The 16,322-nt window shown below is 33.2% G+C and carries 11 protein-coding genes; 6 read left to right on the forward strand and 5 right to left on the reverse strand.

Annotated elements, in window-relative coordinates; all coding sequences use genetic code 11:
* Positions 1 to 301: 301 nt before the first annotated feature.
* Both ACZDYH_RS05720 and ACZDYH_RS05725 read right to left on the reverse strand, forming a co-directional pair.
* Positions 302 to 1,393 carry a DUF3900 domain-containing protein gene (locus tag ACZDYH_RS05720; protein ID WP_474885852.1) on the reverse strand — a complete coding sequence of 364 codons (1,092 nt, stop codon included), beginning with the start codon at positions 1,391 to 1,393 and terminating at the stop codon, positions 302 to 304.
* Positions 1,394 to 1,509: 116 nt separating this feature from the next.
* Positions 1,510 to 1,839 (reverse strand): hypothetical protein, encoded by a 330-nt coding sequence (locus ACZDYH_RS05725; RefSeq protein WP_000283715.1) that lies wholly within the window; start codon positions 1,837 to 1,839, stop codon positions 1,510 to 1,512.
* Positions 1,840 to 2,322: 483 nt separating this feature from the next.
* Between ACZDYH_RS05725 and ACZDYH_RS05730 the strand changes: the two genes are divergently transcribed.
* Positions 2,323 to 3,234 carry a VanW family protein gene (locus ACZDYH_RS05730; RefSeq protein WP_000488973.1) on the forward strand — a complete coding sequence of 304 codons (912 nt, stop codon included), beginning with the start codon at positions 2,323 to 2,325 and terminating at the stop codon, positions 3,232 to 3,234.
* 138 nt (positions 3,235 to 3,372) lie between these two features.
* Positions 3,373 to 4,317, forward strand: a complete 945-nt coding sequence (locus ACZDYH_RS05735) for a VOC family protein (protein WP_002024552.1) — start codon at positions 3,373 to 3,375, stop codon at positions 4,315 to 4,317.
* Between the two features lie 47 nt (positions 4,318 to 4,364).
* Here the strand turns inward: ACZDYH_RS05735 and ACZDYH_RS05740 are convergent, their stop codons facing one another.
* Positions 4,365 to 4,883, reverse strand: coding sequence for a GNAT family N-acetyltransferase (locus ACZDYH_RS05740; RefSeq protein WP_001103123.1), 519 nt, complete (start codon positions 4,881 to 4,883; stop codon positions 4,365 to 4,367).
* Between the two features lie 290 nt (positions 4,884 to 5,173).
* Here ACZDYH_RS05740 and ACZDYH_RS05745 point away from each other — a divergent pair, with 290 nt between their 5' ends.
* Together ACZDYH_RS05745 and colA are read left to right on the forward strand one after the other, a co-directional pair.
* Positions 5,174 to 5,851: an MgtC/SapB family protein gene (locus tag ACZDYH_RS05745; RefSeq protein ID WP_000109719.1), complete on the forward strand. Its 678-nt coding sequence runs from the start codon at positions 5,174 to 5,176 to the stop codon at positions 5,849 to 5,851.
* Positions 5,852 to 6,054: 203 nt separating this feature from the next.
* Positions 6,055 to 8,970 carry a collagenase ColA gene (gene colA, locus ACZDYH_RS05750; protein WP_139849052.1) on the forward strand — a complete coding sequence of 972 codons (2,916 nt, stop codon included), beginning with the start codon at positions 6,055 to 6,057 and terminating at the stop codon, positions 8,968 to 8,970.
* A gap of 378 nt (positions 8,971 to 9,348) precedes the next feature.
* Here colA and ACZDYH_RS05755 read toward each other — a convergent pair whose 3' ends face one another.
* Positions 9,349 to 10,602 (reverse strand): sensor histidine kinase, encoded by a 1,254-nt coding sequence (locus ACZDYH_RS05755; RefSeq protein ID WP_000513016.1) that lies wholly within the window; start codon positions 10,600 to 10,602, stop codon positions 9,349 to 9,351.
* A gap of 632 nt (positions 10,603 to 11,234) precedes the next feature.
* On the opposite strand from ACZDYH_RS05755, the gene ACZDYH_RS05760 reads away from it, so the two are divergent.
* A complete protein-coding gene (locus ACZDYH_RS05760; RefSeq protein ID WP_000773520.1) occupies positions 11,235 to 11,675 on the forward strand; it encodes a hypothetical protein in 441 nt (146 codons plus the stop codon).
* Positions 11,676 to 12,046: 371 nt separating this feature from the next.
* Here the strand turns inward: ACZDYH_RS05760 and ACZDYH_RS05765 are convergent, their stop codons facing one another.
* On the reverse strand, positions 12,047 to 12,400 hold the full coding sequence (locus ACZDYH_RS05765; RefSeq protein WP_000473483.1) for a hypothetical protein: 354 nt from the start codon (positions 12,398 to 12,400) through the stop codon (positions 12,047 to 12,049).
* A 571-nt stretch (positions 12,401 to 12,971) separates the two neighbouring features.
* On the opposite strand from ACZDYH_RS05765, the gene ACZDYH_RS05770 reads away from it, so the two are divergent.
* A complete protein-coding gene (locus tag ACZDYH_RS05770) occupies positions 12,972 to 16,253 on the forward strand; it encodes a VaFE repeat-containing surface-anchored protein (protein ID WP_434712508.1) in 3,282 nt (1,093 codons plus the stop codon).
* Positions 16,254 to 16,322 lie beyond the last annotated feature (69 nt).

Consider the following 16,322-nt stretch of genomic DNA (forward strand, 5'->3'; position numbering starts at 1 on the left):
AACTAGAAATATTGAAGTAGATATTTCTAATGGAAATAAGCTTGTATAACAAGGAAGGGATGTATTTGATTCTGCAACAAATGTCATCTTGCATCAAAAAAATTTGAAAATAAACATGTTTTATTATAAAGCAGAAAAATCGATTCTTAGTAGAATCGGTTTTTAATATAAACAAAAGAGCGCTTATTAAAAGCGCCCAGTAACAACAGTTATATGGAAGTATTTATCCCGTAAAAGCCCGATTGGTGAGGGTTAATAATTAGTGGGGGATGAACAAAACCCCACTGATTAAAGTTTCACTTTATTCAATACCGCTCGGATCAAACGAATACTGCTGCTTATTCTCAATCCGCTCAATCACATCTTGCAGCTCATCTGGCTTCAGAAACTCAATAGGAGAGAAGCCTTTTTCAAATGTAAGTGTGTCTGCTTCAATCATAAGTACATATCGATCATTTACCTTCGCAATATGTATTTGATCCCCGAAATCAGCAAGCAGGGCCTTCACAGAGATATGATCTGCTTTTAGTTTTAATTCGACTTCAGGAGCATGCTCGACGATTTGAGCAGTTGCTTCCATTACTTCTTCGGTTGAAAATTGTTCCATAATTTCGCGTTTCGGACTGGCAGCCCATACTTCCATCGCTTGGTTGAATTGTTCGCGTTCTTCCGTACCTTCTTCAAATACATCTTCAATTTGGTCGTATACCATGTCCATTACTTGTGTTTTCATAATTTCAGGCATAGAGCGTTCGTATTCGACGAATTTTAAGAAGTCTTCAAAGTAGCGGGCATGTGATGCTTGGTGTATTTTTAGTTCGCCTACTTCAACCATACCTTCTTCAGGCATGTACGGATATTGGATAGATTTCATATTCTTTGTTGTGATGGCCATTTCAACGTTACGAATCAGTGTTGATTCATCAGAAATAGAAGCAACCTTTGGTTCAAAGTCGCATTTCATTACGAATACGAAGGGAGCATCAAAGTATTTGCGTAGTTTTGCCTGAGCAATTAAAAATACACCACCACGTACAGCGCTTGTGTCAAGATATGTATAAACGAGAGGTTCGCTCATATCTTTAAAGTTTTCTTTTGTTTCTGCAAAGCGAATACGATTAAAAAGGTTGTAATGAGGGTTTGAATCAAGTTCGTGCCCTTCTTCTACAATAAAGCGACCAATTTTTGTTGGGGCTTGTTCTGTTTTTGCATGACGTTCTACTTTTCGCTTCGATATTTTTAATAACTCACCATTCAAAAATTCTTTTAAGGAACTATCTTCATATTCTTCAGCGTCTAAAGTTTGAAAATGTTTGTAGCGTTTATCAACTGCTTCACCTTTTCCTTCTACTTGTACAACATAAAAGGAAAGATAATTTATTTCAAAATCCATATTTATCACCTTGTTTCATTTCATTAACTCTTATCAGTATAGAGATGGAAAAAACTTTCGTCAATTTATATAAGGAAGGGGAAGCCCCTTCCTTTATATAATCTTTATTTTCTCGATTAAAATCCGTCTTCTAATGCTGCGAATGGAATGTTTAGTCTGTTTTCTACTGTGCGTAAACGTTGGTTTAAGCGGTTTAGTCTACGTGTATGGCGCTCAACTGTATTTTCTAGTTGACGAACTCTTTGTTCAAGCTCATTTACGCGTCTTTCTAATTGACGATTTCCAGTGCCAGGAAAAGAGATTGGAAGTTGGAATTGTCTATTTTGGTCATATGGATTCGTGTGCTCTGCTTGATCTATATAAGATTGATATTGTGTTTGTAAGTCATACTGTGGTTGTTGGTACGCATATTGATTATATGGATCATATGGATTGTAGGGATACATAATAACATCCTCCATTTCTTTAAAATAGGTTGAATTCACCATAATGTATGTGCAAAAGCGGAGTGGTGGCACGGCAAATACCTATTTATGTTGACGGGATTTCTCTTTATCCCGCTATTTGCTGGGCAATAAGACCCCCATGTCAAAATTCAGCAGAAACAAAGAAGGTCGGGATGCCCGTAAAACCCCCACTGATTACAGTTTCACTTTATAAAAAATAGCTTGAGGGTTTTTGATTTGTATTTCTTTTGCTTAATGGTATATACTGGATAAAAGAGAGAGTTTACATAAAAGTTACAATTCTATCAAACTCAAACTTTTATGTAAATATGTATAGACATTTATAAAAGAAAAGAGTAATTTATATAGAGTGAAAAATAACTTGTAACATTTTATAAACATATTGTAAAATGATTGTAACAAAACATACATAAAAATGAAATAAATACATAATAGTGATGTTGGGGAAAGGGAGAGAGTATATTGTTCCGTAAAGTAAAGGGTATATTGGTTGGGGTGTTATGTGTAGCTATAATGAGTGGCTGTGGTGCAAAAGTAAGTGATGTTGCATTGGTAAGTGATATTGGTGGGCATACTGTAGAGGCTAAAGCAGAAGTGCAGGATACTATTAGTTTAGTTGATGGTCGAACTGGTACTGAAGTGAAAAAATTAGATTTATCTAGTTTAGGCTATTTTGAAGATGAAGCGAAATTTAAAAAGTCTGTAACAAAGGTTGTTGGTGAGGTTGGAAAAAGCGTCGACAAAAAAATGGTTCCTTCACGTATAGCACCTGATGGAAGTTGGCAAGAAGGAAAACCTTCTTATGAATTAATGGAAAAAGAATTAGTAGATAAATTGTTAAATGTTGGTATGTGGGATGCTACGTATCAGTTGCCGATTGTGGAGAAAAAACCAGTCGCAACATTAAGTGATGCGCAAGGAAATGGTACGGTAATTGGTAGATATGAAACGAACTTAGGTGGTTCAACAGGTGGCCGTATTGAGAATATTCGTTTGTCAGCAGCGAGCATAAATGGAGTTGTGTTAGCAAAAGGAGACCGTTTCTCTTTTAATTCATTAATCGGTGATACAACACCAGATAAAGGATATCAATTAGGGAAAGAAATAGTAGATGGTAAATTAGTAGATGGATATGGCGGTGGTGTTTGTCAAACATCTTCAACTTTATACAATGCAGCAGATCAAGCTGGCCTGAAAATGGTGGAGAGAACTACACATTCTAAAACGGTAGGTTATGTTCCACAAGGAAGAGATGCTACAATTGCATATCCATATTTAGATTTAGTATTTGAAAATACGAATGATGCACCTGTGAAGCTTTATATGGGCATTCAGGGTGGAAAGCTAGTTGCTGAAGTACATAAAATGAGATAAGAGTTAAAATGCCACCTTTTCTAAAAGTTAGAAAAGGTGGCATTTTTATTATGAAAATAAAAATGCATGTGAATTCTGACTTTTCTTATTTACATAGGATGATTTTAGTTGTATCCTTCATAGTAACGGTTATATGTAATGGGAAAATATAGGGATAAGGAGATGAAGTTATTCATGGTAAAAATTCATCCGAAAACACGTATTGGTCATGTTGAATTTAAAGTGAAAGATTTAGAGCGTCAAATTGCTTTTTATGAGAATGTTGTAGGATTAGAGGTAATTAAGCAAGAGGGGAATAAAGCATATTTATCTGGAAAAGGTGGAAAGAACGCGTTACTTGTTCTTGAAAGGTTAGAGGACGGGGTACTGCAAGAACCGCGTACGACTGGTATATATCATGTAGCCTTTTTAGTTCCGACTCGTGAAGCTTTTGCTTCTGCGCTATTTGGGGTTCTTCGTAATAAAAATGTAATTGACAGCCCGGATGAGCAAGAAGGGCGTTATACATATTCAAATGAAATTTTACCAATTTCAAGGTTTAATAGTGCAAGTGATCATACATATAGCGAAGCTTTTTATTTGCAAGATTTAGAGGGGAATGGTATTGAAATTTATGCAGACCGTCCGCGTGATCAATGGGGAGAAGGGCCAGGAGGAAGTACACCACTTGATTTAAAAGAATTGGCAACACTTGTTGATTATGAGTTTGATGGTTTGCCTGCTAATACTGTCGTTGGGCACGTACATTTACGAATAGCTGATGTAGAGAAATCACATGAATTTTATGTGGAAACAGTAGGTTTTGAAGTACAACAGCGTGAAGAGGATTGCTTATTTATTTCAGCAGGGGGATATCATCACCATATTGGTGCAAATACGTGGAACGGAGTAAACAATCCACACCCACCAGTACATGCAACTGGGCTAAAGGTGTATACGATTGTACTACCGTATAAAGAGGCGTTAGATGAAGTGAAAGAAAGATTAATAGAAAAACAACATGAAATAAATGAAACTACAAATGGGTTTGTGGTGGTAGATCCAAGCGGTATTACAGTACAATTTGAAATAGAAGCAGTGTAAAATAAGCGAGAAAGTGTATAATCACTTTCTCGCTTATTTGTGATCATTCATAGCTCAATCCAATATCTTCTTACTACATTCCCATCTTCCTCAGTGAAATCATGATCACGAAGCCCGCCGTTATGTAAAATCGTTTTTTCAGAAGCGGTATTCACTGCGTCGCAAACGACAAGTACTTTCGTGATGTCTAATTCCTTCGTTTTTTCTAATGATAATGCTAGTAATTTCGTAGCATAACCTTTTCTTCTTTCAGAAGGGCGAATGCCATAACCGATATGACCGCCAGCGTTAAATAGATGTTCAGTTAAACTATGACGTATATTAACAGCTCCGACAATTCTATTATTATTTGTAACGAGCCAATATGTAGAATCTGGTACCCAAGTTTCAGGGATATTTATTCCGTTATGCGCATCGAGAAGTTCTTGAACCATAGCTGGGAAGTTAGCAGGATTTTTTGAGATAACCCACGGGATCATTGTTTCACCGCTATCTTTCCATTCGTTATAGAAATCTAAGTATTCTTCTTGTAAATCAGTAGTAGGTGTAAGTAACGAGACGTTCATTGTTAGTAAGCTCCTTTGTTTATGTAGTATTTATAAAAAATTATGATACAAAATGAAAGCGTTTTCCGAAGTTTCTCAACCTAATTTCATGTAATTCACCTTTTATTTTTTAGAAAATTAGTGAAGGTTTAAAATTAGAAGTTATTTATTTTATGTTAATATTTTAAATATTAACATAAAACGGCCGGAGTATTAAGTGTATTTTAGTGGTATTCCTTCATGTTGATAAATGGATGTTTGTGATATTTTTTGTTTTATCTATCTATAATGAATGAAAGGGGGAAGTGCCCGTGAGTGTAGATTTTGATTTTATTATACGAATCGGTGTTGCTGGCTTGTTAGGAGCAATGATTGGTATTGAAAGAGAAATTCGATCGAAAGAAGCTGGATTAAAGACTCATTTCCTCGTAGCGGTAGGAAGTGCGTTAATAATGGTTGTTTCGAAATATGCCTTTTCAGATATTGTGTTTGAAGAGCATATGTCTCTAGACCCAAGTCGTATTGCAGCACAAGTCGTTAGTGGAGTTGGTTTTTTAGGTGCAGGCACAATTATTATTCAAAAGCAGGCGGTGAAAGGATTAACGACCGCGGCTGGTTTATGGGCTACTGCCGGTATAGGATTAGCAATTGGAGCGGGAATGTATGTAGTAGGCATTGGAGCGACGATTCTCGTTTTAATTGGTTTAGAAATTGTAAGTCGTATTTTTAAGGTGCAATTTTTATTTCCGCAAAATATAACAGTGCAAATGTTTGTAAATAAACATGAAGCGATACAACAAATATTAGAAACACTACAAGTGAAAGGCATCCCAATACTCTCATATGAGGTGGAAGCTTCACAGCAAGGTACAGAAACTGTTTATAAGGTAGGAATGCAACTGAAAAATATATCGTCAGAAGAAAAGAATGAGTTTATTCAGCATATGCAAACATTACCGGAAGTTACGTTTATAAAGTTAAAATCATAGTGTTGAAAACGAGGATAGATGTAGCAGAAATTTTGCTATTATCTATCTTTTTTTGATATAAAATGCACGGAAAGTCAAGCGTTAATTTTACATGGAATGGATACATGTGTGAACGTTACCTTATTTTTTTCTCAATACAGGACAAAAAGTAAAAATAGTAAAATAATGGAGCGGGACACTAAAAATGTAAGGTAGGGGAGAGCATGAAAGGCTATTCAAAGAAAATGTTAGTAGGGATAAGTTTTGCTAGTTTAATGTTAGGAAGTTTTCAAGGGGGAAGTTTGGCAGAAGATACTAAGGGAGAGCAAGTTTCTTATCGAAATGTGCTCAAAATGGAGCCAGTCGGTGTACAACTACCAGTACAAGAATTAGCTCATTCATCGAAAGTGCTCGAAAGCAAGTCTTTTGAGAAAAGGCTACAATTTGCCGATTTATCACAAAGACCACCTGAGGTGAAAAAAGAAAGTAAGCAATTAGCTGTAGCGAAAACTTATACAATTGCTGAATTAAATCAATTAAGCAATCAGCAGTTAGTAGATTTACTTGTAACAATTGATTGGGAGCAAATTACGGGGCTATTTCAGTTTAATACAGACAGTCTAGCATTCTATCAAAATGATAGTAGGATGCAGGCGATTATTGATAAATTGAAGCAGCAAGGACAAGCCTATACGAAGGATGATTCAAAAGGGATTGAGACATTAGTGGAGGTATTACGTTCAGGATTTTATTTAGGATTTTATAATTCGGAACTTAGTAAATTAAATGAACGGAGTTATCATGATAAATGCTTACCTGCATTAAAAGCGATAGCTAACAATTCAAATTTCAAGCTGGGTACATTAGAGCAAAATAGAGTGGTATCATCATACGGAAAGTTAATAGGAAACGCTTCGAGTGATGTGGAAACGATAACATCAGCTGCAAAGATTTTTAAACAATATAATGATAATTTTTCTACATTAGTAGATAATCTTTCAGCTGGAAATGCTATTTACGATATTATGCAAGGTGTTGATTATGATATTCAATCGTATTTGTACGATACGAGGAAAGCACCGAAAGATACAGTATGGTATCAGAAAATAGATAGTTATATTAATGAATTAAGTCGTTTTGCATTAATGGGAACGATTACAGCAAAAACCGGTTGGCTTATTAATAATGGCATTTATTATACAGGTAGACTCGGTACGTTCCATAGTACAGGAACGAAAGGGTTACAAGTTGTAACAGATGCGATGAAAATATATCCATATTTAGGGGAGCAATATTTCGTAGCTGCTGAGCAAATTGCAACGAATTATGGCGGGAAAGATGCAAATGGTAAAGTGGTGAATTTAGATCAAATAAGAGAAGATGGAAAGAAAAAATATTTGCCAAAAACGTATACGTTTGATGATGGGGCAATTGTTTTAAAAGCTGGAGATAAAGTGACAGAAGAAAAAGTAAAACGTTTATATTGGGCGGCAAAAGAAGTGAAGGCACAATTCCATCGTACGGTTGAAAGTGATCAACCTTTAGAAAAAGGAAATCCTGATGATGTATTAACGATGGTTATTTATAATAGCCCAGCGGAATATCAATTTAATCGTCAATTGTACGGATATGAAACGAATAACGGTGGTCTTTATATAGAAGGAACAGGTACGTTCTTTACTTATGAGCGTACGCCAGAAGAAAGTATTTATAGTTTAGAAGAATTATTCCGGCACGAGTTCACGCATTATTTACAAGGTAGATATGAAGTACCAGGGTTATGGGGACAAGGAAAAATATATGAAAATGAAAGATTATCTTGGTTTGAAGAAGGAAATGCTGAATTTTTTGCAGGGGCAACGAGAACGGATAATGTTGTACCGAGAAAGAGTATTATAGGAGGGTTATCTTCAAACCCAGCAGAGCGTTATACGGCAGAGCGAACGTTAAATGCAAAGTATGGAACGTGGGATTTCTATAATTATTCCTTTGCTTTACAATCGTATATGTACAATAAGAGATATGATATGTTTGATAAAATACATGATCTTATTAGGAAAAATGATGTAACAGCATATGATGCATATCGCTCTACATTAAGTAAAGATGCGAATTTAAATAAAGAATATCAAGACTATATGCAAATGTTAGTTGATAATCGTGAGAAATATAATGTGCCATTAGTATCAGACGATTATTTAGCGAATCATGCATCGAAGCCAGTTTCAGATATTGCAGCAGAAATAACAGCGGAAGCAAAATTGAAAAATGTATCAGTGAAGAAAAATAAATCACAGTTCTTTAATACATTCACACTACAAGGAACATATACAGGAACTGCAGCAAAAGGAGAATATGAAGATTGGAAAACAATTACACAAAACGTTAATGATACGTTAAAACGTTTAAGTGCAAAGGAATGGACAGGCTATAAAACAGTAACAGCATACTTCGTAAATTATCGCGTGAATGCATCAGGACAATTTGAATATGATGTTGTGTTCCATGGTATTAATACGGAAGAAGGGGCAGAGAATAAAGCACCAGTTGCGGTTATAAACGGTCCGTATAGTGGAAATGTAAATGAAGCAATTTCATTTACAAGCAACGGATCAAAAGATGAAGATGGGAAAATTATTTCATATAAATGGGAGTTTGGTGATGGAGCAGTAAGTAATGAGCAAAATCCAACTCACGTATATACAAAAGAAGGAACGTATACGGCTAAATTAACAGTAACAGACGATAAAGGAGCAACTAATACTGCTACAGCGACTGTAGCTGTTCAAAAGAAAGAAGATAACAGTGTAGAAAAAGAACCGAATAACTCATTCCAAACAGCAAACAAACTGCAGTTAAATCAAGTCTTACGTGCTAGTTTAGGAAATGGCGATACAAGTGATTTCTTTGAAATTAATGTGGAAACTGCTAAAAACCTTCAAATTAACGTAACGAATGAAAATAATATTGGAATGAACTGGGTACTTTATTCTGAAGCAGATTTAAATAATTATGTTACGTATGCTCAGCAACAAGGGAATAAATTAGTAGGTAGCTACTACACGTATCCAGGGAAGTATTATTTACATGTGTATCAGTATGGCGGGGGGACAGGGAATTATACGGTGGAAGTAAAGTAGTAAAAGGGGAGTTGTCTTTTTCAATGAATGGAAAAAGGTCTGTACTTTAATGAAAAAACAACTGCAGGAAATGTCACTAGTGATAATAACAAATTAAGTGTCGCGAGATATTATATTTACATTAAACAAATCTAATCAGTAAATGAGATAAAATCGATGAACTAGTATTTCATCACGATGTAAGAAAAGTTATAAATATTAAGTGCGTTTAATGTAGTTAAACTAAAGGATCAGAGTGTATCTGTAACAATAGATAAGCTCTGATCCTTATTATATTTAATTAACGCATATGAATTTAAGATAATTAATAAATAAGCTAGCTAGCGGGATTCTTAAAATTCATTTATGTAATTAACTAAACAGAAAATTGTTATCACATTAGCAAGGGATACTAATAGAAAAGCGTGTCCCTTTACCTAATTCACTCTCTATTTCTATATCTCCGTTTAATTCTCTAATAATACTATAAGCAATCATAGTACCAAGCCCAGTTCCTTTTTCTGTTGTTGAATAGAATGGCAAAGCAATTCGTTTTATTTGTTGAGATGACATCCCAATTCCTGAATCAATAATATCAATTATGATATTTCCTTTTACTTTTTGTATATTTATTTGTAATAATCCACCATTTTTCATAGCCTCAATTCCGTTTTGGATGATGTTGTTTAGACAGAGTTTGAATTTTTCGGGGTCCCCATTTATATAAAAGGAATCTGTACTATTTTGTTTGATTTCAACTTTGTATGATAAAGCGAGTGGTGAAATAGTATCTTTCACCTGATTTAAAATGTGATTAATATCTATTTTTTCTTTTAGGGTATTCTGTGGTTTGGTTAAAGATAAATAGTTATTAATAGTAGATTGTATTTGCTGCATTTCAATTAACATGATTTCTAAGTATTGATCCTGAGATAGCTTAGAGGCATGTTTTTCATTTAATAATTGAGTGAATCCATGTACCGTGGTTAGTGGATTGTGGATTTCGTGTGCAATTGACGCTGCTAGTTCGCTAGCTATATAAAATTTTTCAGCCCGTTGCAGTTTTTCTTTCATTTTATATTTCTCAATCATTTCCTCTATAAAATAAACTGATAATAATACTGTGAAAATATTAATGATTATATAATTTAATAAAAATTCTATGAGAGTAGAGTCTATTTTACCTCCTGTATTTATTTGAGTTACAATACCGCAAATAGAAAGGGAAGCTGTACATACTAAAATAAGAAGTAAGCTTAATAATATCTTTTTTTCTTTAAAATACATAGGTAATAAGTAACGAAAGAGCATTGTTATAACAGAAATGATAGTAAAGATAATAAATGATGGAAGAACGCCATTTCCGCCTAAGTAAAACCGGTAAGAAAGATATAAAATCCCTATAAAAACAATGTTTTTTGTATTTCCATATAGAAAAACTAATATTATAGGAATAAAACGTAAATCATAAATAAATCCCACATGTAAATGAAAAGGAAAAGTCATACAAAAAATAATAGCAATGGAGGAAAGGATAGAAAATAACATATTATTACATGTTATTTTTTCTTTAAACTCTAGCCAAAATACGTGATAGCTAAGGATACAAATTATTATAATAAAGGTATTTAATAAAAGAGTAGAAATTCCCATAGTTTTGCATCTCCGATAGTTTGTAAGTAGAATTATGTATGAGTTGGACATAGATGTTTAGTATTAGTAGACTTTTTATCTAAAAAAGGAAGGGTACTTGAAAAGTGCTGTTATATTACTCGTATTAAAATTGATAAGGAAAATAGAAAAAATAATAGATAAAAAATCTATTTAAATTTATGTATATATGAAATTATAAACTAACTTTTGTATAGGTAAAATTGGGATTGAGTTACTGATAAAATAAGGTTTTTTAAGTATGAATATTCTGTGAAAATGATATACGTGGTGACTCCTGTTTTGTAGCCTTCGTTATATTAACATGGAATATATCAAATTACAAAGTGAAATTTTAGAAAAATTTTATTAGTACATTTTATCTGAAATAGAAATGCTATTTATTTGAGTATTTTGGTACTTAATCGTAGAAAACTTTGTTAGAAAAAGATTTTAAAATTTACATGTTTTTTATGAAGTGTAATATTGTAGCTTTATCTATGTGGCTTTCTCAATAACTATTAAGGCGGAAAGTTAAAATATATAGGTTTATAGATATGAATTATTACATAAAAACGCACTTAAAAAAGGATGTATGATGGTAATAGAATACAAACATCAAGGGGGAACTTAAAATGAAGTTAAATAAACTAGTGCTTAGTTGTGGAGTAGTTTCAGCATTAACACTTGGTGTGTTAGGGAATAATACTTATGCTGAAGAAGTACACAAAACGAACGATCCAATTCATGTAGTTGAACATGTTTCTGCAGACTTATTATTAACCCAAACAATGGATTATAGTGGCGAGGCTGTAACTTCTTTCGTATATGATGGGAGTGCTGACTTAAGCTTCTCTATGAAAAATAATGGTCAAAATACAATGGGATATAGTGTAAAAGGTCCAAATACAGAGCTAATTGTTGGTGGTTATATAAAACCTGGAGAACAACAAATTAATGTTACAAATGTACGGAATGCTGTATCTCCATTACCGAATGGAACATATAAAATTTACGTTTCAAATGATGATGGTTCTAAGGGGCAATTCCAAGTTTCAGTAAGATCTATGAATTAAATTTAAAACGCTTTGTTTTTAAATTAATTTAATCTTTGCTTATTGGAAAGAAGCTAAAATGAATTGAGAATTACCGATAAAAATGAAAACGAGCACCTTATCTAATTGTGAGAGGGTGTTCGTTTTTTGCTATTAAACAGAAAATAATTATAAATATATTTTGATATTCCCATTGCTAACCTACTAGATTGTGTCAACTAGAGAATGTCTACTATAAAACATATTAAAATAAAGATGATGTAACATTCCGCTAAATTATATGGGGAAATAGAAAAACCACCCTTATATGAGTGGTTTTAGTAATTATTTTTAGGTTATACATTTAAAATTAGGCTAAGTTATAGAAATAATAAACATTTAATCCGTTGTTATTATTTTGGTTCTGGATAATGATTGTAGTATGAGATTCTAATAAATTCTTGGTAGACATTTGTTAATTTGGCATCTCTAAGAGCATCGTTGAATTTTTGCATACGTACACTCCCTTGAGCGTAGCCTCCACCTGGAGTATAAGGGTTTCTAGCTTCAAAGTCATCCAAAAATACTTTTAATTTTTTATAGTCTTGAGATTGATAGAAAGCCACGGCCTCTTCAGGAGTGACATCAAAGTAAGAGGATGACGTTGAGTTATAAGAAGCTGCTTGAGCAGTAGGTGCCTCTAGCATAGTTGCAGCTCCACCGAACATAGTAAGCGCCATAGAAGATACAATAATTTTTTTAAACATAATAAAACCTCCATATAGAATATTGGATTAATAGTAACCCTGTAATCATTATAGTTACAGTGAAAATGATTATCAAATGCAATATTGCATAATGTATTCCGCTATTTTGGGGCAGTAAGACTCCCGCCCAAAAATTCAATGAAAGCAAAGAAGTTAGATGGGAATCGGGAGGATTAAAGTTTCACTTTATTCTTTGAACGAGAAGTCACCTTTATATTTAAATGGAGGAGTGTAATAGATTAGAAGAGGTGTATAAGTTACTCAGGTTAACAAGAAAATGAAGAGGATATTTTTAATAGGGGAAAGCTTAATAACTGGAGTAAAGGAATTGCTATTTATATATTTAACATACATATTTGTCTTTTAAATTGTAGGCGTGTTTTAGAATTTGTATATAGTAAATTCGTTAAAAAACTTGATAAATAATAAAATGTGTAAATTTTTTGACTATTTTATTAAAATTATTTAATATTTGTAATTTATTGTTTTATAATGATAAATGGGTCGATCGTGAATGTTTTAGATATTGCGATATATACTCGGATTAATTTATTCTAGGGAGGTTACAAAATTGGGTAAGAGAGTCATTATAAGAGTTTTTACATTATTATCAGTACTGGCATTATTCCTTAATGTATTTTTACCTAGGGCTAGTGCAGAGGTTATGACGCATGAGAAATATTCAATGGACTGGAGTTATAGTAATAGTCTAGGTAAGTACATTCGCACTGAAATGATTAAAAATTCAAGTGGTCAAATTGCTTATTGCTTAACCCTTGGATTAAAATCACCAAATGGTGAAGATCTTCCTGAAATGGGGAAAACAGATAATGTAGTATATAGAGTCTTATTAAATGGTTTCCCGCAAAAAAGTGCTGAACAGCTGGGAGTAGCTAATAAAAATGAAGCGCATTATGCAACGCAACTTGCGGTTTGGAATGCATTAGGTCAACTCGATGTAAATGAATTAAAACATGAGAATAAAAATGTTGAAAAAGCAGCTAAGGCTATTATTAGTAATGCTAATAATAGTGAAGAGACTCAAGATGTTTTTATGAATGTGATTCCTGCTGAAAAGCAAAAAGCTGAATTAAAGGGCGAATTCTTCGAAACAAATCTATATTCAGTACAAACAAATGCTAAGAGTGGTTCTTATAGGGTAGTAGCGAAAAATGCACCTAATGGAGTTAGAATTGTAAGTGAAAATGGAGAAGTGAAAGATCAGCTTTCAGTTGGAGAAAAATTTCGTATCCAAATTCCTAAGAATACAAAAACGGGTGAATTTAATTTAAGTGTTGCTGCTAATTTAACTAAAGTTCAAGCAATTGCTTACCGTGGTACGGATACTGTTCAGAATGCTACAGTACTATTAGAGAGAAATGAAGAAAAGCTTAGTAGTGAGCTTGCAGTAAATTGGGAAGCAGCTGGTTCTTTAAAAATTAAAAAGGTTGGAGAAAATGAAGAAGTTTTAGCTGGTGCAGTATTTGAGGTCTTTAATGCAAATAATGAATCAGTCGGAAAAATCACGACTGGTGCTGATGGTATGGCAGAATTAAACAACTTACCAATTGGTACTTACACATTAAAAGAAATTAAAGCACCAACAGGCTATGTTTCAGATGATAAACCACAAACTATTGAAGTTAAGACAGGAGAAACAGGAGCTGTCCAAATAGTAAATAACAAAGTAAAAGGTAACATAGAAATTAAAAAGCTTAGTGATTCAGGAAAGATTTTACCAAATGTTGAATTCACAGTCTTCACTGAAGATGGAAAAGAAGTGAAAAAAGTAGTAACAAAAGAAAATGGAATTGCAAACGTTGAAGGTCTTACGTATGGTAAATATTATTTCTTAGAGACAAAAACACCTAATGGATATATTGGAAATAAAACAAAGTATCCTTTTGAAATTAAAGAGCACAATAAAACACTTACTTTTACAGTGGAAAATACCGAAGTGAAAGGTAGTATAAAATTACTAAAAGTAGATAATGAAGATATTAGTAAAAAATTAGAAGGTGCAGTATTTGAATTGAAAGATGAAAGTGGAAAAGTAGTTGGGGAATATAAGACAGATAAAAATGGTGAGATTAACGTCAAAGATTTAGCGTATGGTAAATATTCATTTGTAGAAAAGGTTTCTCCAAATGGTTACGTTCTTGTTAAAGAACCAATTATGTTCGAAATAAAGGAACATGGAAAGATTATTGAGCTATTGGCAGTTAATCATCTTATCAAAGGTGATCTAGAAATTACAAAGGTAGATGTAGCTGATGGAAATAACAAGCTTCCAAATGCAGAATTTACGATTTATAACGAAGCAGGAAAAGAAGTAGTAAAAGGAAAAACAGACGATAAAGGAATCGCTAAATTTGAAAAGTTACCATTTGGAAAATACACATATAAAGAAACTGTTGCACCAAAAGGTTATGTATTAAATGAAGAAACGTTCTCTTTTGAAATTAAAGAGAATGGTCAAATCATTAAACACATTGTCAAAGATGAAAAGATTCCTTCAATAAAAACAACAGCTACTGATAAAACAGATGGTACAAAAGAAATGCACACGTCTAAGTCTGTAACAATCCAAGATAAAGTGGAATACAAAGACCTACAAGTAGGTAAAGAGTACACTTTAAAAGGTAAATTAATGAATAAAGAGACTAATAAACCATTAGTTGTAAATGGTAAAGAAGTAACTGCTGAAACGAAGTTTACACCAAAAGAAGCAAATGGTTCTATTACACTAGATTTCACTTTTGATGCAACTGGTTTAGAAGAAAAAGAAGTAGTAGTATTCGAAGAGTTACTGAAAGACGGAAAAGTTGTTACGACACATGCTGATATCAATGATAAAGGTCAAACAGTTAAGTTCGTTAAGCCATCAGTAAAAACGACAGCAACAAACAAAGCTGATGGTGGAAAAGAGATTCATTCAAAGGATTCTATCACTATTCAAGACAAAGTGGAGTATACTAACTTAGTTGTAGGTAAAGAGTACACTGTAAAAGGTAAACTAATGAACAAAGCTATTAACAAACCATTATTAATTGATGGAAAAGAAGTAACAGCTGAAACGAAGTTTACTGCAAAAGAAAAGAATGGGTTTGTAACATTAGACTTTACTTTTGTTGGTGCTGAACAGCAAGGAAGAGAAGTAGTCGTGTTTGAAGATTTATTACATGAGGGTCAAGTAATTGCAACTCATGCTGACATTAACGATGTAGGTCAAACAGTTCGATTTGTAGAACCTTTTATTAAAACGACAGCAACAAACAAAGCTGATGGTTCTAAAGAGTTAGATGCTTCTAAATCTGTAACAATCCAAGATAAAGTGGAATACAAAGACTTAATCGTGGGTAAAGAGTACGTTGTAAAAGGCAAACTAATGGATAAAGCAACAAACAAGCCATTATTAGTTGATGGTAAAGAAGTAACAGTAGAATCTAAGTTTACTGCTAAAGAGAAGAATGGTTCTATCACATTAGACTTCACTTTCAATGCTTCTGCATTACAAGGTAAAGAAGTAGTAGTATTTGAAGAACTGTATCAAGATAATATATTAGTAGCTATTCACGCTGAAATTGAAGATAAGGGACAAACAGTGAAATTTAAAGAGGGAAAATCGGAACAACCAAAACCAGAACAGCCAAATTCAGGTAAAAATACGCCAACACCAGAGCAACCTAACGAGCAAGTAAAAGAACAACCACAACTTAAGAAAGAAATTCAATCTAAAATTGGATGGTTACCGCAAACAGGTACTAATCTTACAAGTTGGATCTCTATGGCTGCAGGAGCATTACTGTTAATTGTTGGTGGAGTGATTTTCTTAAAACGTAAAAATGCATAGAAATTAAAAAATAAGCACATCTGTTTTTATAACAAGATGTGCTTATTTTTATCATTTTAGCCAAGAAGA

It is taken from the genome of Bacillus sp. EB V-12, from assembly GCF_056158125.1.

What these genes read in the sequence shown, in the direction of transcription:
- ACZDYH_RS05765 (WP_000473483.1), bottom strand. Translation starts at nt 12,400, where the DNA reads ATGTTTAAAAAAATTATTGTATCTTCTATGGCGCTTACTATGTTCGGT.
- ACZDYH_RS05735 (WP_002024552.1), top strand. Translation starts at nt 3,373, where the DNA reads ATGGGAAAATATAGGGATAAGGAGATGAAGTTATTCATGGTAAAAATT.
- ACZDYH_RS05760 (WP_000773520.1), top strand. Translation starts at nt 11,235, where the DNA reads ATGAAGTTAAATAAACTAGTGCTTAGTTGTGGAGTAGTTTCAGCATTA.
- colA (WP_139849052.1), top strand. Translation starts at nt 6,055, where the DNA reads ATGAAAGGCTATTCAAAGAAAATGTTAGTAGGGATAAGTTTTGCTAGT.
- ACZDYH_RS05720 (WP_474885852.1), bottom strand. Translation starts at nt 1,393, where the DNA reads ATGGATTTTGAAATAAATTATCTTTCCTTTTATGTTGTACAAGTAGAA.
- ACZDYH_RS05740 (WP_001103123.1), bottom strand. Translation starts at nt 4,883, where the DNA reads ATGAACGTCTCGTTACTTACACCTACTACTGATTTACAAGAAGAATAC.
- ACZDYH_RS05725 (WP_000283715.1), bottom strand. Translation starts at nt 1,839, where the DNA reads ATGTATCCCTACAATCCATATGATCCATATAATCAATATGCGTACCAA.
- ACZDYH_RS05755 (WP_000513016.1), bottom strand. Translation starts at nt 10,602, where the DNA reads ATGGGAATTTCTACTCTTTTATTAAATACCTTTATTATAATAATTTGT.